The sequence below is a fragment of the Veillonella parvula genome (assembly GCF_032577575.1).
GTDB lineage: Bacteria > Bacillota > Negativicutes > Veillonellales > Veillonellaceae > Veillonella.
Genome location: NZ_JAWFVO010000002.1, coordinates 47716 through 67107 on the forward strand (window position 1 = coordinate 47716; position 19392 = coordinate 67107).

At 39.7% G+C, this 19392-nt stretch carries 21 protein-coding genes and 1 tRNA gene; 5 read left to right on the forward strand and 17 right to left on the reverse strand.

The genetic code is table 11. From position 1 onward, the window contains the following. The 9 genes from E7K77_RS04125 to E7K77_RS04165 all read right to left on the reverse strand — a co-directional run bounded on the left by E7K77_RS04125 (position 1) and on the right by E7K77_RS04165 (position 8543). Positions 1 to 768 carry an SDR family NAD(P)-dependent oxidoreductase gene (locus tag E7K77_RS04125; protein ID WP_021147817.1) on the reverse strand — a complete coding sequence of 256 codons (768 nt, stop codon included), beginning with the start codon at positions 766 to 768 and terminating at the stop codon, positions 1 to 3. Positions 769 to 779: 11 nt separating this feature from the next. Continuing rightward, positions 780 to 1574, reverse strand: coding sequence for a TSUP family transporter (locus E7K77_RS04130; RefSeq protein WP_316581492.1), 795 nt, complete (start codon positions 1572 to 1574; stop codon positions 780 to 782). Positions 1575 to 1639: 65 nt separating this feature from the next. Continuing rightward, on the reverse strand, positions 1640 to 1936 hold the full coding sequence (locus E7K77_RS04135) for a YerC/YecD family TrpR-related protein (RefSeq protein ID WP_004693609.1): 297 nt from the start codon (positions 1934 to 1936) through the stop codon (positions 1640 to 1642). Positions 1937 to 1945: 9 nt separating this feature from the next. Then, positions 1946 to 2599 carry a methionine ABC transporter permease gene (locus E7K77_RS04140; RefSeq protein ID WP_316581491.1) on the reverse strand — a complete coding sequence of 218 codons (654 nt, stop codon included), beginning with the start codon at positions 2597 to 2599 and terminating at the stop codon, positions 1946 to 1948. Next, the gene (locus tag E7K77_RS04145) at positions 2580 to 3626 is read right to left on the reverse strand and encodes a methionine ABC transporter ATP-binding protein (protein ID WP_039965347.1); all 1047 of its coding nucleotides are present in this window, start codon (positions 3624 to 3626) and stop codon (positions 2580 to 2582) included. The genes E7K77_RS04140 and E7K77_RS04145 overlap by 20 nt, the downstream gene beginning before the upstream one ends. A gap of 55 nt (positions 3627 to 3681) precedes the next feature. Next, positions 3682 to 4539, reverse strand: coding sequence for an aminotransferase class IV (locus tag E7K77_RS04150; RefSeq protein WP_008602746.1), 858 nt, complete (start codon positions 4537 to 4539; stop codon positions 3682 to 3684). Between the two features lie 282 nt (positions 4540 to 4821). Further along, a complete protein-coding gene (locus E7K77_RS04155) occupies positions 4822 to 5943 on the reverse strand; it encodes an acyltransferase (RefSeq protein WP_221741310.1) in 1122 nt (373 codons plus the stop codon). A gap of 10 nt (positions 5944 to 5953) precedes the next feature. Next, positions 5954 to 7768: a DUF4127 family protein gene (locus E7K77_RS04160; RefSeq protein ID WP_278470473.1), complete on the reverse strand. Its 1815-nt coding sequence runs from the start codon at positions 7766 to 7768 to the stop codon at positions 5954 to 5956. 148 nt (positions 7769 to 7916) lie between these two features. After that, complete coding sequence (locus E7K77_RS04165) at positions 7917 to 8543, reverse strand: trimeric intracellular cation channel family protein (protein WP_004693621.1); 627 nt, start codon at positions 8541 to 8543, stop codon at positions 7917 to 7919. Positions 8544 to 8626: 83 nt separating this feature from the next. Between E7K77_RS04165 and tadA the strand changes: the two genes are divergently transcribed. The 3 genes from tadA to E7K77_RS04180 all read left to right on the forward strand — a co-directional run bounded on the left by tadA (position 8627) and on the right by E7K77_RS04180 (position 10462). Continuing rightward, positions 8627 to 9172 carry a tRNA adenosine(34) deaminase TadA gene (gene tadA / locus E7K77_RS04170; RefSeq protein WP_278470555.1) on the forward strand — a complete coding sequence of 182 codons (546 nt, stop codon included), beginning with the start codon at positions 8627 to 8629 and terminating at the stop codon, positions 9170 to 9172. Beyond that, positions 9126 to 9216: transfer RNA gene (locus E7K77_RS04175), tRNA-Ser, on the forward strand. The genes tadA and E7K77_RS04175 overlap by 47 nt, the downstream gene beginning before the upstream one ends. Before the next feature lie 58 nt (positions 9217 to 9274). Next, positions 9275 to 10462 carry an MFS transporter gene (locus E7K77_RS04180; protein ID WP_325306303.1) on the forward strand — a complete coding sequence of 396 codons (1188 nt, stop codon included), beginning with the start codon at positions 9275 to 9277 and terminating at the stop codon, positions 10460 to 10462. Between the two features lie 111 nt (positions 10463 to 10573). Here the strand turns inward: E7K77_RS04180 and E7K77_RS04185 are convergent, their stop codons facing one another. From E7K77_RS04185 to E7K77_RS04200, 4 genes are all read right to left on the reverse strand, one after another. Continuing rightward, positions 10574 to 11818: an L-cysteine desulfidase family protein gene (locus E7K77_RS04185; protein ID WP_325306304.1), complete on the reverse strand. Its 1245-nt coding sequence runs from the start codon at positions 11816 to 11818 to the stop codon at positions 10574 to 10576. 1 nt (position 11819) lies between these two features. Continuing rightward, positions 11820 to 12191: a RidA family protein gene (locus tag E7K77_RS04190; RefSeq protein WP_004698345.1), complete on the reverse strand. Its 372-nt coding sequence runs from the start codon at positions 12189 to 12191 to the stop codon at positions 11820 to 11822. A 132-nt stretch (positions 12192 to 12323) separates the two neighbouring features. Beyond that, positions 12324 to 13103 carry a hypothetical protein gene (locus E7K77_RS04195; RefSeq protein WP_287526866.1) on the reverse strand — a complete coding sequence of 260 codons (780 nt, stop codon included), beginning with the start codon at positions 13101 to 13103 and terminating at the stop codon, positions 12324 to 12326. Position 13104: 1 nt separating this feature from the next. Then, entirely contained in the window at positions 13105 to 14049 is a 945-nt protein-coding gene (locus tag E7K77_RS04200; RefSeq protein ID WP_278470464.1) for a hypothetical protein, read from the reverse strand. 242 nt (positions 14050 to 14291) lie between these two features. Here E7K77_RS04200 and menA point away from each other — a divergent pair, with 242 nt between their 5' ends. Further along, complete coding sequence (gene menA, locus E7K77_RS04205) at positions 14292 to 15194, forward strand: 1,4-dihydroxy-2-naphthoate octaprenyltransferase (protein ID WP_278470461.1); 903 nt, start codon at positions 14292 to 14294, stop codon at positions 15192 to 15194. 142 nt (positions 15195 to 15336) lie between these two features. Next, positions 15337 to 16155, forward strand: coding sequence for a MetQ/NlpA family ABC transporter substrate-binding protein (locus E7K77_RS04210; protein ID WP_004698373.1), 819 nt, complete (start codon positions 15337 to 15339; stop codon positions 16153 to 16155). 39 nt (positions 16156 to 16194) lie between these two features. On the opposite strand, the gene E7K77_RS04215 is transcribed toward E7K77_RS04210, so the two are convergent. The 4 genes from E7K77_RS04215 to E7K77_RS04230 are packed head-to-tail and all read right to left on the reverse strand — an operon-like array spanning position 16195 to position 19262. After that, entirely contained in the window at positions 16195 to 16590 is a 396-nt protein-coding gene (locus tag E7K77_RS04215; RefSeq protein ID WP_004698320.1) for a cytidine deaminase, read from the reverse strand. Positions 16591 to 16600: 10 nt separating this feature from the next. Beyond that, the gene (locus E7K77_RS04220; protein WP_278470458.1) at positions 16601 to 17902 is read right to left on the reverse strand and encodes a pyrimidine-nucleoside phosphorylase; all 1302 of its coding nucleotides are present in this window, start codon (positions 17900 to 17902) and stop codon (positions 16601 to 16603) included. A gap of 53 nt (positions 17903 to 17955) precedes the next feature. Next, positions 17956 to 18618 (reverse strand): deoxyribose-phosphate aldolase, encoded by a 663-nt coding sequence (deoC, locus tag E7K77_RS04225; RefSeq protein WP_278470455.1) that lies wholly within the window; start codon positions 18616 to 18618, stop codon positions 17956 to 17958. A gap of 14 nt (positions 18619 to 18632) precedes the next feature. Beyond that, the gene (locus E7K77_RS04230) at positions 18633 to 19262 is read right to left on the reverse strand and encodes a 3'-5' exonuclease (protein ID WP_012863964.1); all 630 of its coding nucleotides are present in this window, start codon (positions 19260 to 19262) and stop codon (positions 18633 to 18635) included. Positions 19263 to 19392 lie beyond the last annotated feature (130 nt).

The window sequence follows — 19392 nt, forward strand, 5'->3', positions numbered from 1 at the left end:
TTACCAACTTGTGAGTCCCCCATCGATTGTCCATGCTGCACCTGTCACAAAAGAAGCCTTATTACTCAACAAAAATACAATTACTTCGCCAATTTCATGGGGCTTAGCAATGCGACCTAGTGGGTAATGTTGGCCCATTTCAGCCTTTGCAGCTGCCGCATCTTGATTGGCATTAGCAATCTGTTTGTCCACTAATGATGTATCTACATCACCAGGACACACACAGTTTACACGAACACTGTGAGGTGCCATTTCAAGGGATAGAGATTTTGTAAAGCTCACTACAGCCCCCTTTGATGCACCATATACAGAACACGCTACATTACCTTGTAAACCTGCATCACTAGCGATTGTTACAATACTGCCCTTTGATGATCGTAAATAGGGAAGCGCCGCTTGACATAAGAATACAGTACCTTTTACATTAGTCCCAAACATTTCATCAAAAGCTGCCTCTGTAACATCAGCTAGCAACTCTTCTTCATAGTAGCCTGCAGCTGTTACAAGAGCAGACACTCCACCAAACAAATCTACTGTTTCTTTTACAATTCGCTGACAATCCTCAATTTTAGATACATCACCTTGAATATATTGTACCTTAGATGAATAACGACGTAGCTTAGTTTTAGCCTTTTGACCAACTTTTTCATTTCTACCATTGATGACTACACACCAACCTTCTTTGAGTAAAAGCTTTGCCGTAGCAAATCCAATACCCGATGTACCACCACTGATCAATGCCACTTGTACATCACTTTTATGAGGCATACCTTGCCCTCCTATAAAGTTGAAACATAGTCATAGACTAATTTCAACAACATAACTGTCGTTACCGACAAGAATACAACTCGCACCAAAGATGAGCCTTTTGCAATGGCGAGGTGCGATCCTACATAAGCGCCAATAATTTGACCCGCCCCGGTGGCAAGGCCATACTTAACATTGACGTGTCCTAAATATAAAAATACCAATAAAGACGCCAAATTACTAGTAAAATTCAATATTTTTGCATTAGCAGATGCATGTAAAAAATCAAAGCCTGTAAAGATAAAGCCCATAATCAGAAATGTACCTGTACCAGGACCAATAAAGCCGTCATATATACCAATGCCAAGAGCAAAAGCCATACAAATATATAGCGCTTTTCCTGCTACCTGAGATGTACGATTGATTTCACCCCAGTCTTTTTTGAACACCACAAAGAGTGTTACACAAACAAGTAATATGATAATAATAGGCTTTACATATAGCGGTGGTAAAGAAACAACCGCCAAGGTACCAAGCATAGAACCCACAAAGGTAAAAGGCAGTAATTTACGAACTAGGGAAAAATCAACCATGTGATTTCTCAAAAATGTAATCGATGCACTGCCAGCACCAAAGATACTGGATAATTTATTACTGCCTAGAGCCACACTAGGTGGAAGATTTGTTAATAACATGGCAGGTACAGAAATGAGGCCTCCCCCGCCTACAATGGAGTCTACAAAGCCAGCAAACGCACCAGCTACGGCGAGTAAAACGAGTATAAGGATATCAAATGGTAAACCTGTTACCGTAATGAGCCACTCCATAATAAACCTCCTACAGATAGCACATCAACGGTCGCCAAAGGCCACCGTTGTCATGCTAATTTATTTTATTTTGCACCTAGACGATCGAGAGCCAATGTATAACCATCTGCACCATATACTAAACAGCGCTTTACACGACTAATCGTTGCAGTACTCGCACCTGTTTCTTCTACGATTTTCTCATAGCTATCCCCTGCGCGAAGCATTTTTGCTACTTGTAAGCGTTGAGATAATGCTTTTAATTCGTTAATCGTACAGATATCTTCAAAAAATGCATAGCATTCCTCTGTATTTTCAAGCGTTAAAATGGCGGTGAACAATTCGTCATTTTGTTGACTTCTCAATTTTTCATTGATACTCATAGGATCCTCCTACTTCTTATTCATCGCTTTAGACCAAGCATCACCAATCATTTGTACAACTTGTACCAATACAATCAAGATGATGATTGTAGTGATCATAATATCGGCTTGGAAACGTTGGTAACCATATCGGATAGCAATATCCCCAAGGCCACCACCACCAATAGCACCAGCCATCGCAGAGTAACCGATGAGGTTAACGATAAGAACCGTTACATTGTCAATAATTGTTGGCAATGCTTCTGGTAATAATACTTTCCAAATGATTTGTAATGGGCTTGCCCCCATGGATTGAGCCGCCTCGATAACGCCAAAATTGATGTCCTTAATAGACGTTTCTACAAGGCGTGCCAAAAATGGAATTGCCGCAATGGTCAACGGCACGCATGCTGCAGTTGTACCAATGGATGTACCTACCACCATACGAGTAAACGGAATGATAGCAACCATCAAGATGATGAAAGGTACAGAACGCGTTGCATTGACAATGGCACCCAATACTTTATTGAGTGTTACATTTTCCAAGATATGACCTTTAGAAGTAACAACCAGAACAACACCAAGAGGAATACCTAATAACATTGCCATTACAGTAGAAATTATCGTCATTTGCAATGTATCAAGGGTACCAGTTATGAGTAGATTAATGATTTGCTCTGACATAACCGATCACCTCGCTTTCAATTGGTAACGTTTTGATGTAGTCCAAACCTTCTTGCGCATTTTCTGGGTCACCATTCAAGATAACGATGAGGCGACCAACGCTCGTATTTTGGATGTAATCAATGCCGCCAAAAAGGATGCTTACATCTAAATTAAAGCGTCTCACAAGGCCTGCTACTACAGGCTCATCTGTTGCTTGTCCTGTAAATTTGAGGCGCACTAAAGGTGCTGTCCCTGCAATCCATTGATCATGTAATTCCAAGTGTTCCAATGCTTCTGGAGGTAAGTTATCACTCACTACAGAGCTAATAAACTCTTTTGTCGTATTTTCGCGAGGATGTGTGAATACTTCAACCGTGCTACCTTCTTCAAGTATTATGCCGCCTTCAATAACCGCCACGCGATCACAGATTTCACGGATAACGTGCATCTCATGTGTAATGAGCACAATAGTGAGCCCCATCTTCTCGTTAATATTTTTCAACAATTTCAAAATAGAATCTGTTGTTTGAGGATCAAGGGCAGATGTAGCTTCGTCACAAAGGAGAACCTTTGGATTAGACGCTAAAGCACGAGCAATACCAACACGTTGTTTTTGACCACCAGACAATTGAGATGGATAGTTGTTCATCCGGTCTGTAAGGCCTACGATATCAAGAATTGGCGTAATGCGTTCCTTGATTTCAGATTTGCTCATTCCTTGTAATTCCAACGGAAATGCCACATTGTCATATACGGTACGAGAGGACAATAGGTTAAAATGTTGGAAAATCATGCCAATATCTTTGCGCGCTTTACGCAAATCAGATTTGCTAAGTGTTGTTAAATCTGTACCATTTACGATAACAGAGCCAGATGTAGGTGCTTCGAGCATATTGATGCAACGAATCAATGTGGATTTACCGGCACCGGATTGACCGATAATGCCAAAGATTTCGCCTTCTTTCACATTTAGGCTAATATCTTTCAACGCTTCCACACGAGTAGCGCCTTCATAGACTTTACTAATGTGTTCTAATTGTATCAAAATAATTTCCTTTCTTAAGGTAAATGTTTAACATTTGATGAAAGCAGCTTATCTATCAAGGTAGTCCTTCTTCCATCAATTTTTCTAGTGCTTCGCGTAGACGAAGTGTAATAGCACCTGGTTTACCACCAGATACTGGATTTCTGTCTAGCTTAGTAATTGGGATGACACCACCAATTGTATCGGTAAAGAATAGTTCGTCCGCTTCATCTACAAAGGTGCGGTCAAATTCTTTCTCAATAATGGTAATACCTAAAGATGGTGCTACACGGGTTAAGATCATTTGGCGCGTAATACCTTTTAAGATATGATTATCCGCTGGATGCGTGTACAAGATACCATCTTTAACAGCAAACACATTAGATGTAGCGCCCTCTGTACAAATGCCATCACGGAACAAGATGGCTGTATAGGCAAATTTCTTTTCTGCTTTTGTTTGCGCCAAAATATTCGGGATCAAGTTAGTGGTCTTAATATCTACATGTTCCCAACGTTCATCAGGCAAAGCTATCGCTTTTACACCTTCACCCAATTTATTGACTTCATCTAAATCCAAGGTACGGATAGACATAAGCATTTGTGGTTCTAATTTAGAGCGATCATAAGCATGATGACGTGGTGCTACACCACGAGAGATTTGTAAATAAATATAGCCCTCTTTGATTTCACTTTGCTCGATCAAAATTTCGTGCAATTCTGTCAAATCATCAGGGGTCATTTTTACAGGGATATCCATTTCACGCATAGAGCGATACAAGCGATCTTGGTGGTAAGACAAAGCGAAGCAACGGCCTTTTACGACGCGAACAACTTCATATACAGAGTCACCAAATAAATAGCCACGGTCATCAATGCTGATAACTTTGGCACCTGGTTCGACGAATTCACCGTTAAAATATGTTAATTCTTGCATAGGAGCACCTCTTTTTCTATTTCGTTACTCTATCAAGTGGTAATCATCATGGACTTATTATAACACAATTACTTTCAAATTTTCACACTTTACTTTGTGAAAGATATTAATTCGATATACAAAAATCCGCTAGGATACCATAGTTAAAAACTATATCCTAGCGGATGTATAACAAATATTATTTTAATACTAAATCAGCACTACAGAAATAACTAAAACTAGGTACACCATTAGAGTACTAGTACCAATTAGGTTTCTCTATACAATAGTTCCCATACTAGACTAATGCCCCAGTATAAATTTACGGATAGATTTAGGCATATAATTAAGAGCCACCGTAGACAAATAGGATAATCCCAACGCCATAATATACATAATTAACACGTTGGACACCGTATACAAGAGATTATATTTAGCCATCACACCCGAAATGATTAACAACCAAAATGGATGTGATAAATAAATACCATACGATTTATCGCCTATCTCAGACCAAATGGACTCCATCGTCACATTCATAGGTAGCCTTTGGAATAGGAACAAACTAAACATCGTTCCCAATCCTGTATAAAGAACGCCCATAGGACTCATTTGATGTACCGTGTAAATTGCTTCTAACACAGTGTAATGCCATACGTCCATGACATAGTAATAGGAGCCAAGCATCAACAATATGGAGCTTACCGCGCTGACGCCTAAAAGGTAACGATAACGCCACATATATTCGCAGACGGGTTCATATCGTTCAGCACATACGGCACCTAAAAGGAAAATCCACACATAATGAATAACCCAATAGTTGAGTCGCATATCAAAAAGATATTTAAGAACTGGCTGATTGCTTAGATTTTCTGTTACCCAACGGCCAAGCATGTAAGACGAAACATAATCGATACCAACTTGGATGACAAATAGTAACACCAACCAAAATACAGGCCGTTTTAAGATGACTTTCACCATGGCCCGCCATAATGGCATCATCACGTAGAACCATAGCAAAATAACCATAAAATATAGATGATACATAGAGGTACCAAAGAGTAGATTTATCGCCAACGGCCCTGGATGTAAATTGCCAAGGTTATGAGCTGTCATCCCTGTATATAGCAAGTAAAAGATGGACCACGTAATATATGGAAATAGCACCACCTGAATGCGGCGGTGCATAAATTCCTTATATGAGAATGGTCCCTCTACCGAGGTATGATAAAACAAGCCAAATGCAGAGAGGAAGAAAAACGCAGGCACTCCAAAGCGAGAGAGAATTTCTAACACGCTGATGAGTTCTAAATTTACAAAAGGATTTTGCAATGCGTAAGATCCTACATGAATGCCGATAACACCGAGCATACAGAGGCCTCGCATATAAGTAATTTCCGGTAAAAACGCTTTTTTCATAGCCATTGCCTATTCACTATTGACCAGGTGCCACTGCAGGTGTCGGTACCACACGTGGACCTTGAGACTCTGTAGCTGGTTGTTTAACTACCGGAGATGTAGATGTAGGGGGTTGAGGTGTTGCAGCTTTTTCAGGTTGTGCCGGTTGAGCTGGTACAGCCTGACCATTTGCTTTAGCAGCCGCTTCTGCCTTAGCCTTAGCTTCTGCTTCAGCCTTAGCTTTTGCTTCAGCTTCTCGTTTCAAGCGTAATTCTTTTTCAAGTGGTACCACTGGTTTGTCATAAACAGTGATATCCGTTTCAAATAGACGTCCCCATGGGAATGTAGCTTTTACTGTACGAGGATTGATTTTAAGGTATTTTTCAGCGAAATCTTGAATGCGTTCACCTAAATAACTTTCAAGACGTTCATTTAATTCACCAGAGTAACGAACATTGTCTGTTCTGATAGAATCTTGCATACGATAAATATCTTTGCGGATATTTGCTTGATATGCCCAGTTATCCAAATATTGTTGCGTCAACATATCACGATGACCTTCTGGACTCATAGATTTAAGCAATAATCCTTGAGCAATAGCGTAACCTACTGTGTTACTTGCTGTATTCCAACCATTATACGCACCGATTTTGTACAACAAATCTCGTTTATACATAGCGGATACCAATGTATTATCTGCGCCATTATTGAAAGCAATATCTGCAACGCTTACGTTCACACCAGAGTCAACAGCTTGTTGAATGCGATCTACGAAAGCATTTGTAGAGTTAGAGATCATTGGGAAGTTTTCGAAGTTTTCAGACTCGCCTGTACTCGTAGTAAGAGGTGTATTAACAGCCAATAATACAGTTGGTTTACCTTGTGTCACCATCGTGCCACCTACAGCCTCAACGTGTTGAGCAATTGTTTTATCAATCGTTTGATCTTCGTAACCTGGTAATGTTTTACCTCCGCCACCGAGTGGATAAATTACGGAGAATGTAGGTTTTTCTGTGCTCACATCGGTACGGGAACGCGCCATCAATAAGAGACCAAGTTGGTCAGCACCAGGGAAGCTACCGTATTTTTCAACAGAAATATCCTTGGAATATTTGTTAAGGTAACGACCTTCTAGAGCGGATTGAGATAATTGAGATGTATCATCATGACCTAATGCAAAGTAGTCGAATACACCACTGCGAGTTTCATCAATCAACTCTTTGTTGATTTTCATATTTTTTTGACGGCGGTCAAACCAGTCTTGCAAGTATTCCACAGGAACAGAGGCTTGTAGGCTCATCAATTTTTGAGTTTCTTCTTGCGTTAAAGAGCCAGAATCTAATTTATCTTGTAATGCAGCGATTTGGAAGATAGTTGGGCCATATTCCGCATAGTAGGCCGGTTCAGTACCACCACCACTCGCGCGTGGGGAACGCATTACGGTACCAAATCCATAGATGCGTACATTTTTATTACGCGCTTTTAAACCTTCAATACGTTTCAAGCGATTTTGCAATGTGCTAAGAGGAATATTATGTTTACGAGAATCTACAAGACCTCCATAAATAAGAGTATCTGTACTTAATACCATAACATCAGCACGACCTGCATTTTGCTCTACCCAAGCCATAATTTGATCAGCTTGACCTTGGTACGTCTTACCAGAAATCAAGTGTTGAGGTGGTGTCAACACAGTCATACCCGCCTCACGAGCTGTATCAACTGTATATTGCAAACTTACAGGACGATCATCTTGAGGTACATATAATACGGTTTCTGCATCAATTTTGATGGATGTACCTGTAGCAATGGCTGTAACCATTAATGCTACTTTCAACCATTTATTTGTCATAAAGCAAATCTCCTTCTGTGTACACGAGTACTCTCGACTCGAAAATTAACTCTTATATAATACTCTTTTTTTCTGACACTTTTATGAAATACTTAATAGTATAATTATATCATTTACCTGTTATTTCTCAAATGCAGTGCCTTTAGCTTTAGCGCACTTTGGGTAAGCTCCAATTATATTTAATAGCTAGTAAACGGATAACTAGTACAACGGTAAACGCACCATATACAGCCTCTCCAACCCAGTTAGAAATAACCATTAAGTAATAAACGATGCCCCCAATAACACTAGGTAGAGCATACACATCTTCTTTTAAAACAGACGGAATCCGTTGAGCCAGCATATCTCGGATAATACCACCACCAACAGCAGTAATAGTTCCTAATAAAACAATGAAAATTGGCAACTCAGGATATAGTTTAAATCCTGCAGATGCTCCAGTTACTGTAAAAGATGCCAACCCGACTGCATCGGCTAATAAATAGCTTGCTCGGCTACGAGGGCCCATAGCATGCTTGCGATAACGGCTGTTATAGATAATAAATACGATAATTGTTACGGAAATAACCACAGTTACATATACAATATTGCGTAACGAATTCGGCGGAAAATACCCCAAGAGAACATCACGTACAATTCCACCACCGATTGCCGTAGCCAGTGCCAATACAGCCATACCAAATATATCCATTCTCCGCGCCACCCCAACAAGTGCTCCGGAGATAGCAAAGGCAATAGTGCCAATCATATCAAATATATACCAAATAATATCCATAATACCCTCACACAATCTATTCGCATAACTTCGCACACTATGATAGACTTTATGTAAGATATTATACATTAAGAGGTATGAGAATGACAAAGAACATTACACCTATAGAGATTAAAAATATGGATGAGCGTAGCCGTGACGAGTATTTCATGGCGTTTGCTCTAGAGGAAGCTCGCAAGGCCTATAACCTAGGAGAAATTCCTATCGGCGCTATCTTAGTGCAAAACAATACAATCATTTCACGCCACCATAATCGCCGTGAATTAGATCACGATGCAACAGCTCATGCAGAAGTGCTCGTCATCCGCGAAGCATGCGATGTACTCAAGCGCTGGCGGTTGACTGGTTGTACCCTGTATGTTACGATAGAGCCGTGTCCGATGTGCGCTGGAGCCATCATCAACAGTCGTATTGACCGTGTTGTATATGGTGCAAGTGATTACAAAGGAGGCGCTGTAGAGTCTCTTTTCAATGTACTCTCTCACCCTGGTTTAAATCATGAACCCGAATTAGCATCGGGTGTCCTTGGTGATGAATGTAGTCAAATCATGAAAGACTTTTTTAAAGAGCGCCGTAAAACACGGAGGAGTACCCAAGAGGCTGAAGGGTCCGCACTCGAAATGCGGTAGGTCGGGCAACCGGCGCGGGGGTTCAAATCCCTCCTCCTCTGCCATATAAAATATATAAAGCGCTAACCATGGTTAGCGCTTTTTTGCGAAGGGACCACTACTATGAAAAAATATTACCCTTATCTCATTACGGTGAGTCATATGATTAACGACTCCTGTCAAAGTGTATTACCTGCCCTCTTGCCATTATTTATCTACACTTATGGACTTAGTTTAGAGCAGGCAGGCTTTCTCATATTAGCCAATACAGCATTATCTTCATTGTTACAGCCATTATTAGGTTATGTCTCTGACAAGATCAATCAGCCACGGCTAATCGCCTTAGGTGTTCTGCTCTCAGCTTGTAGCACAGGTGCCATGGGTTTTGTAACCTCTTATGAAAGCTTGCTTGTTTGTGCTACCTTAGCTGGTGTAGGCTCCTCTATCTTCCACCCTGAAGGAGCCAAAATTATGAATCGCCTCGGAGGCGGTAAAAAAGGTAAAGCCATGGGGACCTTCGCCATCGGCGGTAGCTCTGGTTTTGCCATCGGCCCACTCTTTGCAGGCTCTATTGCCTATACAGTAGGTCCTCATGGACTGGCAGCTTTCACCGTAGTAGGTCTTATTATCTCAACGGTTTTGTTCGTCCTCATGCCGCGCATAGTAACTCATGCACGAACTATCGACCAAGCGGTAGCTATGGAAAATCCTACACTGGTAACAAAATCGCTCAAAAATTACTGGAAATACTTTGGTATCTTATTCGTTATCATCCTAAGCCAATCGGTAAACTTCCGCGTTATCAATGCATTCATTCCTATCTTCTGGACTCGTGAACTCGGCACTAGCCCAGAGCAAGGTAGCTTTGCATTAACCATATTCTTTAGTATCGGCATCTTCATGACATATATTGGCGGTCTATTAGGCGACAAATATGGTCCCATCAAAATCATTAGACTATCCCTATTGATTTGGTTGCCAGCCATGTTCCTATTAACAGAAGTGCCAACCTTCTCCCCTGTTATCATGATGCCTATAGCCTATATGTTACTACTCATGATTGGCGCGGCTAAAGCTCTTAGCTACAGCCCAGTTATCGTACTAGGTCAAACCTACCTTGCTAAAAGCATCGGCTTTGCGTCCGGTATTACCCTCGGGGTGAGCCAAACTATCGGCGGTATCATCGCACCTGTAGTAGGTAACCTTGCGGATACCTATTCTTTACCTGCCGCTATGATGACACTCGTACCATTCCTAGTAGTAGGTCTTGGGGCTTCATTGATACTTAAAGATCCTAAAAAATTACAATAAACAAAAAAGAACCCTTCACGTGAACTGTACCCCAAAAATTGGACACAATTTTTGAAGGTACAGACCAACGAAGGGTTCTTTTTATATTCAGCTAACCACGTCACTTGCAGTTTAGTGTTTTAGCATTTCATTCAATATAACTACGTCCGTTTCTTTCATACCTTGTGCCACAGCACCAATACTGCGGATAGTTTCATCAACGGAGTATGCTACAAGGCCATCGCCTTTTTGGTAGTTTTTGTTAAGGCGAGCTTGTTTATATCCCATAAAGGCGCCATCAAGGGAAATTGCAATTTTACCTGCACAGGATGGTTTCGCACCATCACATACGATACCAGATAGACTTGCAAGACCATTTACAAGGGTATTCTCAATGATATCTTTACTATCACCTTTCAAAAAGGCTATGCCTGCTACGCTTACCACACCGGCAGATACAACGCCACAGTATGCAGACAATTTACCAATACCAGATTTAACGTAAAGAGTTAGCAAGTTAGCAAAGACGAGAGCGCGATACAATTCATCTTCACTTTTACCAAGTTCCTCGGCAGTCGTAATGATTGGTACAGACACGGTTAAACCTTGATTACCAGAGCCAGAGCAAATAACTACAGGCAATGGACATCCACTCATACGCGCATCAGAGCCGGCCGCGGCACGAGCCTTGCATTTTGTTTCAAGAGATGGATTTTCATCGTCCAATAATAATTGACCAATGTTAGCACCGTAATCATTGGACAGACCTTCCTTAGATATAGCAGTATTATACTCAACTTGTTGTTTTATTTGGGGAAGGATACCAGAAATATCACCGGTTAAGGCAAATTTATAAATGCTATCGAAAGTCATGGCATATTCTGTTTTAGCCGCTTTCTTGATTTCATTGACTGTTTCAGAGACAATCTCGCCATCTACTGATACATATGTTACATTCGTATGGTCATTTTCAATGCGAACAACCGCTGTATGTTCATCTGTTTCTGCAGTGATTTCTATATATAGATTATCTACGCCTTCAGCAAGTGAAACGGTACAGAAGTTAGCATCAAGCAATGTACCAAGCCATTTGCGATCTTCGTCTGTAGCAGATTCCAACACCTCAAGTTCACGCTCTGGATGACCTACAATAGCACCCAGTGTAGCGGCCGCCGTTAGTCCTTTTCGCCCCCCAGAATTTGGAATGACTACAGATTTTACATTTTTGATAATATTCGCGCTGCATCTTGCGTGAATATGGTTAGGAAACTCATCTAAAACAGAGACTGCCTTCGCAGCCGCATAAGCCAATGCAATTGGCTCAGTACAACCGAAGGCAGGACGCATCTCTGACTGTAACAAAGAAATATAATCCATCTTATACTTCCGCAATAATTTCCACTTCTACAATAACGCCTAATGGAAGGTCTTTTACTGCTACACATGAACGAGCTGGTTTAGAAGTGAAATATTTAGCATACACTTCATTAAATGCTTTGAAATCACCAATATCAGCTAAGAAGCAAGTTGTTTTAACAACCTTGGAAAAGTCTGTACCAGCTTCAGTCAATACGGCTTCAATATTTTTGCATACTTGTTCAGTTTGCTCTACAATGCCCCCTTCAACAACTGTACCAGTTGCAGGATTGAGTGGAATTTGACCAGAAGCAAATAATAAACCGCCAACCACTTTAGCTTGAGAGTAAGGGCCTACTGCTGCTGGTGCTTTGTCTGTAGAAATTGTTTTCATGATAAATCTCCTTTTATAAATAAATATAAATTAATATGACTATATTTAAGGCGAGAAACTCATGTTGATGCCTCAATATATATGACTTACCTCAATATATCACATATAAAATAAAAGTACGTATATAACCAATTATTTAATTGATTTGAATGCATTGTCAAATATTGGTTTGAAATAATCACGTTGTACATCAGTTGTTATACCTACATACAACACTGGTTTTCCTGGCTTCAACACAAATGCAGCATTTGCATAGAGTGGAGTTTGTACATTTCCATCTGCATATAACAAGCGAGAGCTTGCTGCATATGTTTGATATTTTGTACCAGCCACCGGATGTACTTGTTCTGCATTTTCTACGGTTAGAGTTTTAAGTGTTTTAGGCATAATCGTTGCTTTTTGGGGATCACGACTAGATACATTAATAGGTCCATTTAAAGGAACTACCGTTGTGCTAGTGGGAATCTGTTTATTTATTGTTCCTAATAGAAGTTGCTCTGTTACAGGATCAATTTGACCTTTATCAATAGCGGCCATTGCCGCTATAAACATAGGGTCATTAGCCTTTTCTTTAGCCACTTGTTGCGCTATTTGTTTAACATCTACAGCCACTACGAATGCATCTTTTTGACCAGTTTTATCTGCCCCTTGCAATTGGTATATATCAAAATTAGTACCAAAGTTTTGGAAAAATTCCTTTGCCATCATATTCGACATCGTAGATTTTGAAGGTTCTTCATTTAATTGTTTTTCTACAAAATCACGTGTATTTGTTTTGGATGCAGAAACAACAGTTACATTGTTAGGCACTATCATGGATCCTGCAATTGTTTGTACATCCTTAGCAAAACCTACGCCAGATACAGTACCCATTAGGCAAGCTGCACAAGCCAATACTTTCAAAGATTTCATATTATTTTCCTCCCTTGAGAGATTGTGTTTGATACATATGATTCAACTCATTAGCCCAATAATCATGGCTAGAGTCATCAGACATTAAAAGCTGTAAAGATACACCTTTATCTGTAGGAACAGCATAACCAATTAAGGAATAGGTATTTCTAAAGCCATCATATTTTAGACTACCGCGTAAATCGCCTGTCACAGCTGTACCATAGCGTGTTTGAACAGGTTTATAGGCCACATGCGTTGCATCTAGGCTTACTTGTTTTGCCATAAAGTCTACATAAGAACGGACCTCTTCTATACTTTTAGGAGATGATTTCTTATCTGTGGCAAGCATTTTATCAAAGACACCTATAATTTGAGAAGGTAACTTATCATTTATCGTTTTTAGATCTTTAGATAATTTAGCACCTTCAATAGTATTGCTCTTCAGGCCTTGTAATTGTTGTTGGGCCGTCTCTTTGGAGTAAGATTCTACATATTTAGAGATAGAATGCTTTAATGCAGCTTTTTCCGCATCTGACCCCTTCTCTAAAATAGTCTTATTCATACCTATAACTTGATCAATTGCATTTTTAGAATAGTTAATAACAATTAAACCACCTATATGATGTCCTTGTTTATCAGTACCTTGCAGTTGATAGAAGGAGTAACCATCAAGAAAATCCCCCTTCACTGGTTCAACAGCTACACCAGTCTGTACTTTCACAACATTATTAATAGTATCAACAGCAGATTTATTTGCTACTTTGAGAAATTTATCTTGTTCTTGATTACGCAATCTTGCATCAGTAGAAATATGCACAACTTCTACAGCTTTCACAGTTGGGGAAGTTGTGCCGTACATACCATAACCTAAATCTACCGTATCAGCACATGCCACTGCCCCCATACCCACAGTTAAACAGGTGGCACAAGCCAATGTCATCAACTTTTTATTGAGAGTTCTCATAAGACACCTCACCTTTTTAACAATACACTATATATAGATTGTTAGATAATCTATGCAGTATATATTAAGAGTTTAAAGGAGAATCTATACTGCATATATTAATTATTATACTATATCGACATATATAACTGTATAGTATAATTTACAAGCTTACCTTTCTGCTATACAATACATAAATAGACATGTAAAGATGATATATGTATGAGAAATGGAAAGGAGTGCACACTCGGTGTGCTTTTAACATGATACAAGAATTAATTCCTCTCACTAGGCCTCGCACATTAGCTGCTGCATTGGGGCCTACCATTTTAGGTGCCGCCTTTAGTTATTATGCATTTGGTGCTGCTCAGGGTACAGGTCTTGCCATTTTCCATACAATGCTCATATTTTTAGCTGTTGTAACAGCCCAAATTGTAGCTAATTTATGGAATGAATATAAAGACTTTAAATCTGGACTCGATGCTGGTCAAAAGGTAGGTAATGCTGGTTCTATCACACGTGGCGTTATAACACCAGAGCTCATTATAACGATGATTAAAGTACTCATGTTTGTACCCATTATTATTGGTCTTTATTTATCTGCTACTATAACTTGGTACTACATCCCGGTAGGCTTCCTATGTATTCTAATTAGTTTCCTTTACTCTGGCGGTCCAAAACCAATTTCTCGAACACCATTTGGAGAAATTTCCTCTGGTATCGCCATGGGTTTTGCTATCGTACTCATTACAGGCTATGCTTGGACACGAGAATTATCCTTAGCCCTGTTAATTCCTGCAATTTCATCTACATTGCTAGTTGGTTCCATCATGTTGACGAATAATATCCGAGATATTCGTAATGATGAAAGCCATGGACGTCACACGTTGCCAATCGTGCTTGGTCGTGAAAGAGCACTCAGCTTAATGAGTATCTCATATATTTTCAATTTTATTTGGATCATTGCTTGGATTATAGTAGGCCATATGACATGGTTCGCCTTATTAGCATTCCTTGCAGCACCACTAGCTTTCAAAACAATTCATACATTATCTACCAATACAGATGAGTTCCAACTAGATAAGGCTATGGGTACTACCGCTGGGGCAGCTATGATTTATCAACTAATGTGGGCGATTGGACTTATCATGGGCAAATTATTTTAAAAATGAACATACTTATATTATAGGTTCTCCATAGTTTTTAGTTATGGAGAACCTATAATAATTCCTTCTTGATAGATAGGAAATTATTTAGTACTATAGATTTAATGTTTTATATGTAATTATTGTATAAGGAGTGTGTCTAATGAGAAAATTTTTAGCATTGGCAGCTACTGTAATCCTTGGCGGCGCTTTATTAATCGCAGGCTGTGGTAACGACAACAAACAAGCTGCTAGCGATGGCAAACAAGTATTAAAAATTGGGGCAACAGCAGTACCTCACGCAGAAATTTTGGAACAAGTTAAACCAATCTTAGCAAAAGATGGTATCGAATTAAAAATCACTGAATTTACTGATTACAACACACCTAACTTGGCTTTAGGGGACAAAGAAATTGATGCCAACTTCTTCCAACACGTACCTTACATGGAGGAATTCGCAAAAGCTCACAAACTTGACTTAGTATCTGCCGGTGGTGTTCATCTTGAGCCAATGGGTTTATACTCCCGTAAAATCAAAGATTTGAAAGATCTTCCAAAAGGCGCTAAAATCGCTATTCCTAATGACCCTACAAACGGTGGCCGTGCATTATTGTTATTACAAAAACAAGGTCTAATTACATTAAAAGACTCTACAAACATCTTATCTACAGTGCAAGATATTACTGCGAACCCTAACGAATATCAATTCGTAGAATTAGAAGCAGCACAAGTACCTCGTTCCCTTGACGATGTAGCCTTAGCCGCTATCAACACTAACTTTGCATTAAACGCAGGTCTTAACCCTGGCAAAGATGCATTGGCAATTGAAAATAACGATTCCCCTTACGTAAATATCGTAACTGTACTTAAAGGCAATGAAAATGACCCTCGCATCAAAAAATTGATGGCTGCACTTCATAGTCCTGAAATTATCAAATTCATCCAAGAAAAATACCAAGGTGCTATTGTTCCTGCATTCTAAGGTATACCAAAAAGAGACCACATCAACGTGGTCTCTTTTTTATATGTTATCGGCCCCAAATCTAAAAGGTAATAAACCTTCTAATTCAACAACTGTATAGTCCCCTCTTAAATTCGCCATTATAATACGAGGTATTTCAAATTCAGAAATCACCTGACGACAAGCACCACATGGTGCACAAGGCCCTTCCGTATCAGCAACTACGGCAAGGGCTTTAAATTTTGTTTGCCCTTCCGACACAGCCTTAAATATAGCAGTTCTCTCCGCACAATTAGTTAATCCATAAGAAGCGTTTTCTATATTACACCCTTCATAGATGGTTCCATCTTCGCAAAGAAGGGCTGCGCCCACACCAAAATGTGAATAAGGACTATAGGTTTTGTCGCGAGCCACAATAGCACGATTGATGAGCTTTTGAATATCCTTTTCTTTCATATTGCACTCCTCACTCTACAACATCTAGTATAGTATCCACTACTTTAGGTGCAGTATTACCAATAGTAATCGCCGCTAAATAGGTCTGGGCCGCATTAGTGAATAAGCTTTCATCAGAAGCATATAGTGTAGCTATCCTTTCACCCATTCTGACAGCGTCCCCAGTTTTTTTGTGCATTACAATACCTGCACTATAATCGATGGGGCCATCTTTAACGGTCCGACCAGCTCCAAGCATAACGGATGCAATCCCGCATTGTTCTGTATTCATATGGGTAATATAACCGTCTTGAGGCGCTATCACATCATAGGTAAACTGGCCGATTGTCAATATACTTTCATCATCGATAACGCGGCTATCTCCTCCTTGAGCATCAACCATTAAACGTAATCGTTCTAGGGCTACGCCAGAATCTAATGCTTGTTGCACACGATTAAGAGCAGTTTCATAATCACACATATGACTCAATACGAGCATATGAGCAGCCATGATAATACATTCATGCGTTAAATCCTCTGGACCATGACCTTTCAACGTATCAATAACCTCGCGAATCTCCAAAGCATTTCCAATAGCATGGCCTAGCGGTCGATCCATATCCGTCAAAATAGCCTTAACTGAACGACCATTTTCCTTTCCAATATCTACCATTGCTTTAGCCAATTCACTAGCATCCTCTATGTTTTTCATAAAGGCACCACTGCCAACCTTTACATCTAACAAAATTGCTTGAGCACCAGAAGCCAATTTTTTGCTCATAACAGAGGATGCAATAAGAGGGATACTATCAACAGTTCCCGTCACATCGCGCAAAGCATATAGCTTTTTATCAGCAGGTGCAAGCCCTTCCGACTGACCAATAACAGCAAGACCAATTTTATTAACTTGATTGATAAAAGCATCTTGCTCTAAAGATACCTTTAAATTTGGAATAGATTCCATCTTATCAATAGTGCCACCTGTATGACCAAGTCCACGTCCAGACATCTTAGCCACCTTGCCTCCACAAGCGGCTACGAGAGGCGCAATAATAAGTGTGGTCTTATCTCCTACGCCACCTGTACTATGTTTATCTACGGTGATCCCATCAATATTCGATAAGTCTACCATATTACCTGATTGAGCCATAGCCAAGGTCAAAGTTCCTAGTTCGCGAGCATTCATACCATTAAAAACTATGGTCATCAAGAGCGCACTCACTTGGTAATCAGGGATTTCCCCCTTTACATAGCCATCTATGACAAAGCGGATTTCTTTATCTGATAACGGCAAGTCCGCCCTTTTCTTCAGAATAATATCATACATACGCATAGTTACACCGCCATTCTAAGAAACCACCTAAGCATAGCCTAGGTGGTTTTCTATTATACTTCTTCGTTCAAGTGATTCTTTAATAACTCTACAGCTGCACTGGCTCCAATTCGGCTACAACCTTCTGCAATATAGGCTTTCATATCCGTAATAGAGCGAATACCCCCTGCGGCCTTAATCTGTACATTAGGACCAATATGCTTTTTAAAGAGTCTAATATCTTCAAGGCTTGCACCGCCGCTACCAAATCCAGTAGATGTTTTAATATAGTCTGCGCCACCATTTGTAATACATTTGCAAAGCGCTACCTTTTCAGAATCTGTAAGATAACAAGTTTCAATGATAACTTTTAAAATCTTATCACCACAAGCCTTCTTAAGCGCCTCAATTTCGCTAGTTACCGCTTCAAAATCACCTTGCTTTACATCTCCAAGATTAATAACCATATCAATTTCAGAAGCGCCCTCTTCAATAGCCTGTTTCGTTTCGGCCACCTTTACCTCTGTTGTTTCATATCCTAAAGGGAACCCGATAACGGTACATATGTTAAGTTCTGGATATGCTTCATGGGCGGATGCTACAAAATCTGGAGGAATACAAACAGATGCAGTTTTATACCTTAAACCATCCTCACAAACTTCTTTAATATCATCCCATGTGGCTATAGGACGCAATAATGTATGATCTACATAAGCTAATAATTCTTTCCCCAACATAGTACCTCTCCTTACTAAAAGAACGACATTTGTTCTGGTTCTGGCTCTTTATGTAATGCATCTTGAGCAGAGCGATTTTTATCATCAATGAATGGTTCTAATGGTACGCCTGTAATCTTTAATAAATCTGGTAAACTATTAACGCCTTTTAACTTAGCAGCTTCTAATACAACCTTTGCACAAGTCTCTGCATCATCCAGTGCATAGTGATGTTTAAACTCAACTCCAATGTATGCGGCCATTGTATTCAACTTATGATTAACTAAATCAGGCCATACCGCACGTGAAAGTTTAACTGTACATGCATAATCTAGTTCTGGCCAAGGGATTTTATAATAATCTAAAGTAGCACGCAATACGTTCATATCAAATTTCGCATTGTGAGCCACCATAATATTCCCTTTTAAATGGTTTTCATAAATGGCATTCCACAACTGATCAAAGGTCTTTTCATGAAGAACATCCTTCGGTTGGATACCATGAATTTCAATACATTCATCATCAAAACTCATAAACGGAGGCTTGATGAGGCTATATGCCTTTTTGGTAATTTGTCCGTCCTTTACGGTAATAACCGCCAAGGAGCACGCACTATTTTTAAATTTATTTGCTGTTTCAAAGTCTAATGCAACAAAATCTAACATAGGACTCCTTTCAAAATCTATATATAAGAATTATATTCATTTACTCTACTTATTATAGCATGAAATAGACTATAATCTACTGTTCAAAGGTGACCAATAATCACCTCATTCACACCAATTCTAATTGACA